The organism is Actinomadura sp. KC345, from assembly GCF_004348515.1.
Lineage (GTDB): Bacteria > Actinomycetota > Actinomycetes > Streptosporangiales > Streptosporangiaceae > Spirillospora.
This window is the reverse complement of sequence record NZ_SMKH01000261.1, coordinates 1-11,103: the sequence shown is the minus strand read 5'-3', so window position 1 is coordinate 11,103 and position 11,103 is coordinate 1. Positions and strand designations below refer to the sequence as shown.

Below are 11,103 nucleotides of genomic sequence, written 5' to 3'. Positions count from 1 at the left end.
TGCCCGGGATGCCGGTTCCGGGACCGCCGCCTGGCGGGCAGGCGCCGGCGTGGTCGTCGACGCTCCCGCCCGCCGGCGGGCAGGGGGCCCCGACCTGGCCGGCCGGGTCGTCCTCCCCGCCCCCGGGCACCGGCCCCGCCAAGCCGTCCGGCGGGTCCGGACGGCCCGGCATCGGCCTCCTGGCGAGTGTGGGCGGCGCGGCGCTGGTCGCCCTGGTGCTCGTCGGGACCGCGATCGTCGTCCAGCTCACCAGAGACGACGGCGGTACGGGCACCACCTCGGGCGGGCGGACGGGCGGCACGTTCCAGATGGCGCTCGCCTCGCCCACCACCCCGGGCGAGGAGATCGACCCGTCGCACACCTTCAGCGGCACCGAGAGGTTCCTGGTCAAGCAGCTGTTCACCGGCCTGACGGAACTCGGTCCCGACGGCAGGGCGCGCAACCGCCTGGCCACGCGGATCGTCCCGGACCCGACCTGCCGGCAGTGGAAGATCGAGATCAGAAACGGGACGACCTTCTCCGACGGCACCCCCGTCGACGCGCGGGCGTTCGCCCGCGGATGGAACCGCAGCGCGGCGGTGGAGACCGGCGGCGCCTCGTACCTGATGAACGACATCGAAGGCTTCTCCAAGGTCGCCGGCGGCTCGGCCGAGGAGATGTCCGGGGTCCGGGCGGTGTCCGGCACCCTGCTCACCGTCTCGCTCACCTCGCCCAACTGCGACTTCGCCGCCCGGTTGTCCGAGCCCGCCTTCATGCCCGTCCCCGAGACGGCCGGAGACCCCGGCAACGAGAGCTTCAACACCCGTCCCGTCGGGAACGGCCCCTTCACGCTGGAGGAGCACAGGGAGGGCTCGCGCATCGCGCTCGCGCGCAACAGCACCTGGGCGTTCGGCAAGACGAAGTTCGACCGCGTCGAGATCCGCCTCGGCCACGACCCCGCCGTGGGACGCGCGGCCTATGCCGCCGGTGACGTCGACTGGACCGCCCTCACGCCCGGCGGTCAGTCCACGGCGCCCCAGGGCATGGTCACGCGCCCCAGCCCGTTCACCCGGATGCTCGTCCCGATCACCGCCCGGGGGCCGATGAAGTCCAGGGAGGCCAGGCAGGCGGTCTCCTACGCCATCGGCCGCTCCAAGATCGTCCAGGCGCTCGACGGCCTCGGCGCGCCCGCCCAGGGCATCGTGCCCCCGGCGGTCCCCGGCTTCGTCGGAGGCGGCCGCTGCCCGTCGTGCGACGCGCAGGACGCCGAGAAGGCCAAGCAACTCGCCGCGCAGGCCGGTCTCAAGCCCGGCACGGAGATCAACCTGTACTTCCGGGAGATGTCCTCCTACCCCGAGATGGCCGAGGTGGTGAGGAACGAACTGCAGACGGCGCTCGGGTTGAGGGTCGCGTTGAAGCCGACCTCCATCGGCGCCGACCAGTTCGACGACTTCCGCAAGGCGGTCGTCTCGGACGACGCCTCCGGACTGGTCCTCTTCGCCTGGGGCCCCGACTACGTCAGTCCGTACCCGATGCTGTGGCCGATCCTGGGAGGCGACCTCGTCGCCACCTCCGACAACTCGTACTTCAACCTGTCGGGATGGAAGAGCGCCCGGTTCGACGAGCTGATGTCCACCGCCCTCAGGAACCCGCAGGCCGGCACGCGGACCAGCCTGTTCAAGGAGGCCGAGAAGCTGGCGCTGGACGATCTGGCCGTCATCCCCCTCGCCAACGACGCGCACGCGGCCATCACGAAGAAGAGCGAGTACACCGGTCTGGAACTGGACTACGACGGTCACCCGACCGTGGCCACCGCCGCGCTCAAGTAGGCCCGGTCAGCCCGGGGGGAGCCGGACGGTGACGATCAGCCCGCCCCCCGGGCGGGGCGCCGCGTAGACCGCGCCGCGGTGCGCCAGCACCACCGACCGCACGATCGACAGTCCGAGACCGGCGCCCTTGGACGATTCGAGCCGGTCGGCGTTCAGCCGCCGGAACGGCTCGAACAGCCGCTCCACCTCGTACGCGGGGACGGCCGGGCCGGTGTTCTCGACCTGCACGGTGGCGTACCCCTCCAGCATTCCGGTGCGGATCCACAGCTCGCCGCCGTCCTCCACGTTGTGCTTGACCGCGTTCTCGACGAGGTTGGAGACTAGGTGCTCCAGGAGCACCGGGTCCCCGAGCGCGTTCCCGGACGTCAGCTCGGGATGGACGGACACCTCGTTGTCGTGGTCGCGGCGCGCCGAGTGCTCCAGCACCGTCGTCGCCACCTCGGCGAGGTCGACCGGCGCGCGGGTGGTCAGCTCGCGCTCGCTGCGGGCCAGCAGCAGCAGGCCCTCGATGAGCCGCTCGTGCCTGGCGTTGGTGGCCAGCAGCGTCCGCCCCACGGCGCGCAGGTCGTCGGAGACCTCCGGGTCGCCGAGCGCCACCTCCAGCAGCGTCCGGTTGATCGCGAGGGGCGTGCGCAGCTCGTGGGAGGCGTTGGCGACGAACCGCCGCTGCGAGTCGAACGCGTGCCCGAGCCGCTCCAGCATCGCGTCGAAGGTGTCGGCCAGCTCCTTGATCTCGTCGTCCGGGCCCTCCAGCGCGATCCGCTCGTGCAGCGTGCTCTCCGACAGCCGGCGCGCGGTGGTCGTGACCCGCTGGAGCGGGCTGAGCGCCCGGTCGGCGACGAACCAGCCGAGCACCAGCGCGATGATCCCCACCCCGCAGAGCGCGAGCAGCGACCGTCCCACGAGCTGCTTCATCGTCTGCTCGACGAACTGGCGCTTGAGTTCCGCGGCCTCGGCCTCGGAGATGCCGAACCCGATCACCTGGACGTTCCCGAGGATGTCGGCCATCAGCACCGACATCACGAACAGCAGCATCGCCCCGGCCATGAAGAACAGCAGCCCGTACAGCAGCGTGAGGCGCAGCCGGACGCTCATGCGGCCGGGCAGCGCCTTCAGGTCGGCGAACGACCCGCCGCCGTCGCCGCGCCACATCCCCTTGGGGGCCGGATGCGGCTGCGGGACCTGCTGCGGGCCGGGCCGCCGCCACGGGCCGCCGCGCCGGCCGCCGGGGACCGCGGTCGGCTGCGTCGCCTGGGGCCCCTCCTCGTGCGGCGCGGGCTGCGGGCCGGTGTCCGCGTTCGGGTGGCCGGGCGTCTCTCCGGCGCCTTCCGGTGGTACGGACCCGGGGCTCACAGCCGGTACCCCACGCCCGCCACGGTCTCGATGACGGGAGGGTCACCGAGCTTCTTGCGCAGCGTCATCATCGTGACCCGGACGACGTTGGTGAACGGGTCGATGTGCTCGTCCCAGGCCTTCTCCAGGAGATGCTCGGAGCTGACGACCGCTCCGTCCGCGCTGAGCAGCACCTCCAGGACCGCGAACTCCTTGCGGGTCAGCTCGACCGGCCGGCCGTCCCGCACGACCTCGCGGCGGGCGGGGTCGAGGGTGATCCCCGCGCGTTCCAGCACCGGCGGCAGCGGCGCGGCCGCGCGGCGGCCGAGGGCGCGCACGCGGGCGATCAGCTCGGCGAACGCGAACGGCTTGGCCAGGTAGTCGTCCGCGCCGATGGACAGGCCCTCGACCCGGTCGTCCAGCTCGCCCGCCGCGGTCAGCATGAGGATCCGCGCCGGGTAGCGCTGCGCGACGAGCTGCTTGCAGACGTCGTCGCCGTGGACCTTGGGCAGGTCGCGGTCCAGGACGACGATGTCGTAGTCGTTGACTCCGGCCCGCTCCAGCGCCCCCGCGCCGTCGTAGGCCACGTCCACGGCCAGCGCCTCCCTGCGCAGGCCGGTGGCGATCGCGTCGGCGAGCACTCGCTCGTCCTCGACGACTAGAACACGCACGGGGTCCCCCTCCTGGTCAGGGCGCGGCAGGCGCCCGCGCTCCAGGTATGCCACGGGAGCCGTAAGACGCCCGTAAGCAGCTGTTCCTCCGGCGTCCGTCGAACCGTGACATCACGGACGCAAGAATCCGCGAAATTTGCATCGGCGGACAGGTTTACCTTCAGCCTAGGCCTGGGTAGGCATGGGCAGGATCCGGGAGGAGGCCCATGGGCGAGTTTTCACGCATGATTCACCAGCGGCTCGATGACGCATACGCGTCGCTGCGGAGCGCCCACGCGGATGGTGACACCTACCTGGCCGACATCCGCCAGGAGGAGATCAACGATCTGCGCCGGATCGCAGCGAACAACGACATCGGCGTCGAACCACCCCGCTGCGACTGAGCGGTCCTCGTCCGCCGAGGACGAGGATTCTCACTGAGAGACGCACGACCGTTACGGGGAGCCCGGGACCACTCCCGTCCCGGGCTCCCCGTTCCCGTGCCGGCGGCTAGTCGCCGAGCGGGTCCAGGGGGACCAGGAGGTCGTGCAGGGCCTCGAACGTGCCCGGTCCGGCGGCCACGGTCAGCTCCGGGCCCGCGGGCGCCCCATGGAGGCCTTCGACACGTCCGCCCGCCTCCTGGACGATCAGCGCCCCGGCGGCGATGTCCCACGCCTGGACGCCGCGCTCGTAGTACGCGTCGACGCGTCCGGCCGCCAGCGAGCACAGGTCCACGCAGCAGGAGCCGCCGCGCCGGATGTCGCGGACGCTCGGCAGGACGCCGGTCAGGGTCCGCGCCTGCCGGGCCCGGCGGCCCGCCGCGTAGCCGAAGCCGGTGGACACGAGCGCCCTGTCGAGCGGCACCTGGGCGTTCACGCGGAGCTCGCGGGCGCCGTCGGCGGTGGACAACCGGGCGCCGCCGCCGCGCACCGCCGAGTAGGACTCGCCGCGGCGCGGCATCTCCACCGCCCCGGCCACCGCCTCACCGTCGACCTCCGCGGCGATGCTGACCGCCCAGTCGGGCAGGTCGTAGAGGTAGTTCACGGTGCCGTCGATCGGATCGATCACCCAGCGGACCCCGCTGCCGCCGGGTCGGGTGCCGCCCTCCTCGCCGAGGAACGCGTCGTCGGGGCGGGCCGCCCGGATCCGCTCGATGATCAGCTGCTCGGCGGCGCGGTCCATCTGGGTGACGACGTCGGTCGGGGACGACTTGGTCTGCACCACGTCCGGGCCGTCCACGTGGCGCTTGTCGACCAGCATCCGGCCGGCCTCGCTCGCGGTGGCCACGGCCAGTTCCAGCAGATCGCGGGCCAGGCTCATCCGGCGTCCTCCATGAGTTTGCGCGGCAGGGTGGCGAAGCGCGGGTCCGTCCCGGGCGTGCCCGCCCGCGTGAACGCGATCCCGAGTTCGGCGGCGAGGTCCGCCGCCTCCACGTCGAGGTCGAACTTGACCTCCATGTGGTCGGAGACGAAGCCGATCGGGACGACCGCGACGGCGCGGACGCCCTTGCCGTGGAGGTCGCTCAGGTGGTCGGTGATCTGGGGCTCCAGCCACGGCTGGCCGGGTGGTCCGCTCCGGCTCTGGTAGACCAGATCCCAAGGTGTTCCAGGGGCCGCCTTCTCCGCGACCGTCCGCGCGGCCTCCTCCAGCTCCGCGACGTACAGTTCCCGGTTGGGCTGGGACAGAGGCACGCTGTGCGCGGTGAAGATGAGCCGGGCGCCTTCCGGGAGGCGGCTCAGTGCGTCCCGCGTCGCGTCCACGAACGGTCCGATGAACTCGGGCCGGTCGCAGTAGACGGGCAGCTTGTCGATCTCAGGGGCGTCCAGGATCTCTTCACGCGCGCGCGCAATGTCGTTGAGGTACTGGTCGTTGGTGGAGTAGCCGCTGTAGGCGGACGTGACGAACGCTGCCGCGCGCCGGATCCCGTCGGCCTTCATCTCGCGGACGGTGTCGGCGAGGTAGGGGGTCCAGTTGCGGTTGCCCCAGTAGACCGGCAGGTCCACGCCGTGGGCGGCGAGGTCGGCCTCGATCTCCGCCTTGAGATCGCGGCAGAGCCGGTTGATCGGGCTGACCCCGCCGAACATGTAGTAGTGCTCCCCCACCTCCTCCAGGCGCTCCCGGGGGATGTTGCGGCCGCGGGTGACGTTCTCAAGGAACGGGATCACGTCCTCGGTCCCCTCCGGCCCGCCGAAGGACAGCAGAAGCAACGCGTCGTACGAGGTCATGCCTCCCATCCAACCAGCCCAGGCGCGACGCTCCGTTCCGGGTCTCGTCATTGTGGGGTGGCCCCACGCCCCCGCTGAGAACGCTAGTCGTAGCGCGCCGCATAGGCCTTGGCCAGCCCGAGGACCTTCTGGACGTACCAGTGGGCGTGGTTGTAATGCCAGATCGCGTTGTAGAGCTGCTTGCCGCCCCTGCCCGCACCGTTCGCGCACAGGTACTTGGCCGCACCCGGGATGGCGTCGTAGGGGTTCATGATGTCGGCCTTGCCGTCACCGTCGCCGTCGACCCCGTACGCCTTCCACGTCGCGGGCATGAACTGCATCGGCCCGAGCGCGCCCGCGCTGGACGGCCCGACGTTGCGCCCGTGGCTGCTCTCGACCTGGCCGATCGCGGCGAGGACCGTCCAGGAGAGGCCGGGGCAGGTCCCGGCGGCCTTCTTGTACAGGTCCATGTAGCTGGTCGGGCTGCCGCCGCCGGCCCGGCTCCGGTACTCGGCCTTGTGCAGGTTGAGGACGTCCGTGCCGGGGCCGAGCACCTTGGTCACGGCCTCGACGACCTTGCCCGGTTCCGCGCCGGGCGCGTTGACCAGGACCGCCACGTTCCGGACGAGCCCCAGGTCGGCCCCGGACTTCTCGCTGACGAGCATGTCGATCCCGGGCAGGCCGAGGTCGCCGGAGCCGCCCATCGTCAGGGCCGGCATCGACCGGCCCACCACCGGGTACCGCGTCCCCGCGGCGAGCTGGAGCTGCTCCGCGGCGGCCGGGGACACCACGAACCGGTCGGCGGCCAGCGCCTCCCACAGCTCGGTCTTCTTGGCCGTCCCGGGCGACGTCCAGGAGCGGAACGACGACGGGTCCACGGCGAACGCGTTGACCTGGCGGCCCTGGAGCTGGACGGCGCCGCCGGCGACCGCGACCACGTCCCCGACCCTGCCCAGCTTCCCGATCTTCTTTATCTTGGCGTCGGAGATCGAGCCGCCGCCGACCGCGAGCACGTCCGGCGGCACCACGCGCTGCAGCGGCGCGACCTGGCCGCCCTGGGCCACGTTGACCGGGTCGCCCGGCGGCACGCTCGGCGGCGCCGCCTGCTCCGCGTCGGACGCGGCGGGCTCCACCTCCTGCGTGGTCAGCGCCGTGTACACGCCGCCGGACGCGGTGGCGACGGCGAGGAGCGCGATTCCGGTGATGACGAGCGGACGCGCCGGCCCGCGCCTGCGCGGACGCGCATACCCGCGCCGCGGCCCGCGCGGCTTCTTCTCCGGCTTCGGCCTGGCCGGGCGGCGGAGGGCGGGCTGCGGAGCGCCGCCGCGCGCGACCCAGTCATCGTCCGCCACCACGTCCTTGGAGGGCGCCTTCTTGGCGGCCGCGTCCGCTATGGAGCCGTCGCGCGGTGCTGATGGAGGAGCCACATCATTTCCCAACGAGTGTCGCTACGGACGGTTACCCGATTTGCGCTTCTTTCCCCCATGTAACGCGATCATGGGGCCGGCCATGGCCTGAACGACGCCGTCCCCGCCCGTCGGCGGTTACCGGATCGTACGTTATCGCCCGGTACGCGAACGAGGCCGGGATTCCAGGCAGGCGAAACATGAACTTTCCTCACGAACGACGGCCGAGTAGAGTCGCCGCATGTCCCCCGAGACGAACCGGAAGTGGCAGAACTGGGCGGGAAACCAGCAGGCCGCGTCGCACCGGGTCGCGACGCCGCGCAGCACCGACGAGGTGGCCGCGGCGGTGCGTTCGGCCGCCGACGACGGCCTCACGGTCCGCATGACCGGGACAGGCCACTCCTTCACCGGCGTGGCCGTCGCCGAAGGCGTCCGGCTCCGTCCCGCGGCGCTCACCTCGGTCCGCTCGGTCGACACCGCGACCGGGCTGGTCACCGTCGAGGCGGGGCTCCCCCTCCATGAACTCAACCGCGTCCTGGACGAGCACGGTCTCGCGCTGGCCAACATGGGCGACATCCAGGAGCAGACCGTCGCCGGCGCCCTCCAGACCGCCACCCACGGCACCGGACGCGACGTCGCCGGCCTCGTCTCGCAGGTCGCCGCACTGGAACTCGTGCTCGCCGACGGAAGCGTCGTCACCTGCTCGCGCGAGGAACGCCCCGACCTGTTCGCCGCGGCCCGCGCCGGCCTCGGCGCGCTCGGCATCGTCACCGCCGTCACCTGGCACACCGTCCCGTCGTTCCTCCTGCGCGCACAGGAAGAGCCGATGAAGTGGGACGAGGTCCTCGCGCGCGTGGACGAGTTCGACGCCGCCAACGAGCACTTCGAGTTCTACTGGTTCCCGCACACCGAGGGCTGCCTGACCAAGCGCAACAACCGCACCGAGGGCCCCGCCAAGCCGCTCTCCAAGTTCAAGTACTGGCTGGACGACCAGTTCCTGTCCAACACGGTCTTCGGAGCCATCAACAGGATCACGAACCGGGTCCCCGCTGTAACGCCGTTCGTGAACGGGATCTCCGCCGAGGCCCTCGGTGCCCGCACCTACAGCGACACCTCGTACAAGGTCTTCACGAGCCCGCGCACGGTCCGCTTCAAGGAGCAGGAGTACGCGATCCCGCGCGAGGAACTCGTCCCCGCGCTGCGTGAACTCCGTGCCTTGTTCACCAAGAAGGACTGGCGGATCAGCTTCCCGATCGAAGTGCGGCTGCTTCCCGAAGAGGACGCCTGGCTGTCGATGGCCCACGGGCGGCGGAGCGCCTTCATCGCCGTGCACGTCTACCACCGCGACCCGCACGAGCAGTACTTCCGGGGCGTCGAGGAACTCCTGACAGCGCTCAACGGCCGTCCCCATTGGGGCAAGCTCCACACACGCGACGCCGCGTACCTGGAGAAGGTGTACCCGAGGTTCCGCGACTTCCGTTCCCTGCGGGACGAACTCGACCCAGACCGCCGCTTCGCCAACCCCTACACGGAACGGGTCTTCGGCGACTGACCCACCTGCGGCTACTCCGCGGGCCCGGTCCCGCCCTGCGGGTCGGTGGGGCCCTGCTCCTGACCGCCGCCCGGCCCGCCGTCGTCCGGCCCGCCGGTCGGCGCCGGGGTGTTCGGGTCGGGCTCCGACGTCGTGGGCCGGCTCGTGGGCTCGTTCGTGGGCGCCTGCGTGGGCCGCTCGGTCGGCTGCCGCTCGGCCGGCTGGTCCGGCGTGCTCTGCTCCGTCGTGGGCGCGTCCCCGGTCGGGGTCTCGCCGGGAGTGGCGCCCGGCTCCGTCGGCGCGTCGGTGGGGCTCTCCGACGGCGGCCCGTCCGGCTGCCCGCCACCGCCGCCCAGCACGTTCGTGACCGTCAGGCCCCGGTCGCTGCTTCCGATGGGCTTCCCGGTGACCGCCTCGAAAAGAGTGATCCCGCCGATCACGACCGCGAAGACCACCGCCGACGACACCGCGAGCTTCGCCCAGTGCACCTTGGCCCACTGGACCGTGCTCTCCCACGCCGACCGCCGGGCGGCCTGCCGGACCGCGTCCTCGCCCGCCTCCTCGGCGAGCGAGCCGGCGACCGTCTCCACCGGGTCCAGGCGGGTCGCGCCGGGATCCATGCGGGTGGCGCCGGGGCCGCCGGACGGGAGGTCGAGCCTCGTCGCGTTCGGGTCACCGCCGCCCGCAGGGTCGAACCGGGTGGCGTTCGGGTCCCCGCCCCACGCCACGGTACGGGTCGGGTCGGCGCTCGTCGCCTCCTCCGCGGCGCCGTCGGCCGCCTCGCGGCGCCGCACCGCCGCCTGCATATGCGTCAGCTCCTTCAGCTGACTGCGGCCCTGGTCGAGGTAGTGCTGCCCGACCGCGGACCCGGCCGTCGAGATGACGCTCATCAGCGCGGCGCCGATGATCGTCCCGTAGACCCCGAGGTAGGACGCCCCGAAGGCCGCGACCGCCGTCGCCGCCGCACTCGCGATCAGCTGCGTCGTGGTCACGTTCGGCAGCTTGCGCGGCATGACCCGCTTCACCCCTGTCCATCGCCGTAGATCCCCCGAACAGAAACTAATCAGGACAATCGGGTGTTCCTGCCCGAGACGTGACGCTCACAACGTCAAATCGCTGGAGCGGCGCGAGTCCCCCAGGCACGGTGTGGAAAAAGATGCACAAGGATCAGGCAGGGCGACCCCCGGCCGGGCGACTCACCGGCAAGCTTGGTCAGGTGCCCTCTTCGACCTCGTGAAGGGGGCTTCGAGAGCGGCGATGTTCGGACATGCCGGGTACGGTGCTGGCAGCAGGTGTGTCCGAAAGAGAGACTCGGGGACCCGGGGGAAGGGCACGCATGCGCCCTCGGTGGGCATCGGACGGCCGACCGGTGAGAGCACGGTCGCGCGGTCCGGCGTCCTCCGTGCCATCAGGACAGGGCAGGAAGGACACGCATGCAGGAGCTGCGCCTCGTCGCGGTCAGCGAGGACGGTACGTACCTCGTCCTGGCCACCGCGGGCCGAGGCACCCGGTTCACCCTGCCCGTCGACGACCGGCTCCGCGCGGCGGTCCGTGGGCACTTCTCCCGCCTCGGCCAGTTCGAGATCGAAGTGGAGAGTCCCTTGCGCCCCAAGGAGATCCAGGCCCGCATCCGCTCCGGCGAGACCGCCGAGGAGATCGCCGAATCGGCGGGGATCCCGGTCGAACGCGTCCGATGGTTCGAGGGCCCGGTCCTGCAGGAACGCGAGTACATGGCCCAGCAGGCGCAGCGCGTCACCGTCCGGCGCCCCGGCGAGTCCAGCCCCGGCCCGCCCCTCGGCGAGACCGTGGAGGAACGCCTCGGCCGCGGCGGCGTCGACCTCGAGGAGGTCGAGTGGGACGCCTGGAAGTGCGAGGACAACACCTGGCGCCTCCGGCTGTCCTTCTTCGACAACGGCCGCCCGCACGCCGCCGAGTGGACCTTCGACCCGCGCCGCCGCTACGTCTCGCCGCTGGACGAGATCGCCGCCCGCCTCACCGCCGTCGAGTGGGACGACGACGCGCTCTCCGACACCGTCACCCCGCTCGTCCCGCGCCGCCCCGCCATGAAGGTCGTCTCCAGCGACCGCGACCCGGCCTCCCGCGAGTACCCGGCCTCCCGCGAGTACCCGGCCTCCCGCGAGTACCCGGCCTCCCGCGAGTACATCGCCGAGG

Annotated in this window: 10 protein-coding genes; 4 read left to right on the top strand and 6 right to left on the bottom strand. The window is 72.0% G+C overall.

Going from position 1 to position 11,103, the window contains the following annotated elements; genetic code table 11:
* On the top strand, positions 1-1,808 hold a 1,808-nt coding region (locus tag E1281_RS31065; protein WP_165959188.1), incomplete at its 5' end, for an ABC transporter substrate-binding protein.
* Between the two features lie 6 nt (positions 1,809-1,814).
* On the opposite strand, the gene E1281_RS31060 is transcribed toward E1281_RS31065, so the two are convergent.
* Positions 1,815-3,161: a HAMP domain-containing sensor histidine kinase gene (locus E1281_RS31060; protein ID WP_243717616.1), complete on the bottom strand. Its 1,347-nt coding sequence runs from the start codon at positions 3,159-3,161 to the stop codon at positions 1,815-1,817.
* Positions 3,158-3,811 carry a response regulator transcription factor gene (locus E1281_RS31055; RefSeq protein WP_131883278.1) on the bottom strand — a complete coding sequence of 218 codons (654 nt, stop codon included), beginning with the start codon at positions 3,809-3,811 and terminating at the stop codon, positions 3,158-3,160. Before E1281_RS31055 ends, E1281_RS31060 begins: the two co-directional genes overlap by 4 nt.
* 206 nt (positions 3,812-4,017) lie before the next feature.
* Here E1281_RS31055 and E1281_RS40650 point away from each other — a divergent pair, with 206 nt between their 5' ends.
* Complete coding sequence (locus E1281_RS40650; RefSeq protein ID WP_165959187.1) at positions 4,018-4,194, top strand: hypothetical protein; 177 nt, start codon at positions 4,018-4,020, stop codon at positions 4,192-4,194.
* Positions 4,195-4,300: 106 nt separating this feature from the next.
* Here E1281_RS40650 and E1281_RS31050 read toward each other — a convergent pair whose 3' ends face one another.
* The 3 genes from E1281_RS31050 to E1281_RS31040 all read right to left on the bottom strand — a co-directional run bounded on the left by E1281_RS31050 (position 4,301) and on the right by E1281_RS31040 (position 7,421).
* Positions 4,301-5,110, bottom strand: a complete 810-nt coding sequence (locus tag E1281_RS31050) for an inositol monophosphatase family protein (RefSeq protein ID WP_131883277.1) — start codon at positions 5,108-5,110, stop codon at positions 4,301-4,303.
* Positions 5,107-6,015: a ferrochelatase gene (locus tag E1281_RS31045; protein WP_131883276.1), complete on the bottom strand. Its 909-nt coding sequence runs from the start codon at positions 6,013-6,015 to the stop codon at positions 5,107-5,109. Before E1281_RS31045 ends, E1281_RS31050 begins: the two co-directional genes overlap by 4 nt.
* Positions 6,016-6,098: 83 nt before the next feature.
* Entirely contained in the window at positions 6,099-7,421 is a 1,323-nt protein-coding gene (locus E1281_RS31040) for a lytic transglycosylase domain-containing protein (protein WP_243717615.1), read from the bottom strand.
* Between the two features lie 220 nt (positions 7,422-7,641).
* Between E1281_RS31040 and E1281_RS31035 the strand changes: the two genes are divergently transcribed.
* Entirely contained in the window at positions 7,642-8,952 is a 1,311-nt protein-coding gene (locus E1281_RS31035) for a D-arabinono-1,4-lactone oxidase (RefSeq protein WP_131883275.1), read from the top strand.
* Between the two features lie 11 nt (positions 8,953-8,963).
* Here E1281_RS31035 and E1281_RS31030 read toward each other — a convergent pair whose 3' ends face one another.
* Complete coding sequence (locus E1281_RS31030; RefSeq protein WP_131883274.1) at positions 8,964-9,923, bottom strand: hypothetical protein; 960 nt, start codon at positions 9,921-9,923, stop codon at positions 8,964-8,966.
* 441 nt (positions 9,924-10,364) lie between these two features.
* On the opposite strand from E1281_RS31030, the gene sepH reads away from it, so the two are divergent.
* A partial coding sequence (gene sepH / locus E1281_RS31025; protein ID WP_243717614.1) for a septation protein SepH occupies positions 10,365-11,103 on the top strand: 739 nt, incomplete at its 3' end.

Bases quoted from the DNA above. Each gene is read 5' to 3' on its own strand.
- E1281_RS40650 (WP_165959187.1), top strand. From the start codon at position 4,018: ATGGGCGAGTTTTCACGCATGATTCACCAGCGGCTCGATGACGCATAC.
- E1281_RS31045 (WP_131883276.1), bottom strand. From the start codon at position 6,015: ATGACCTCGTACGACGCGTTGCTTCTGCTGTCCTTCGGCGGGCCGGAG.
- E1281_RS31035 (WP_131883275.1), top strand. From the start codon at position 7,642: ATGTCCCCCGAGACGAACCGGAAGTGGCAGAACTGGGCGGGAAACCAG.
- E1281_RS31050 (WP_131883277.1), bottom strand. From the start codon at position 5,110: ATGAGCCTGGCCCGCGATCTGCTGGAACTGGCCGTGGCCACCGCGAGC.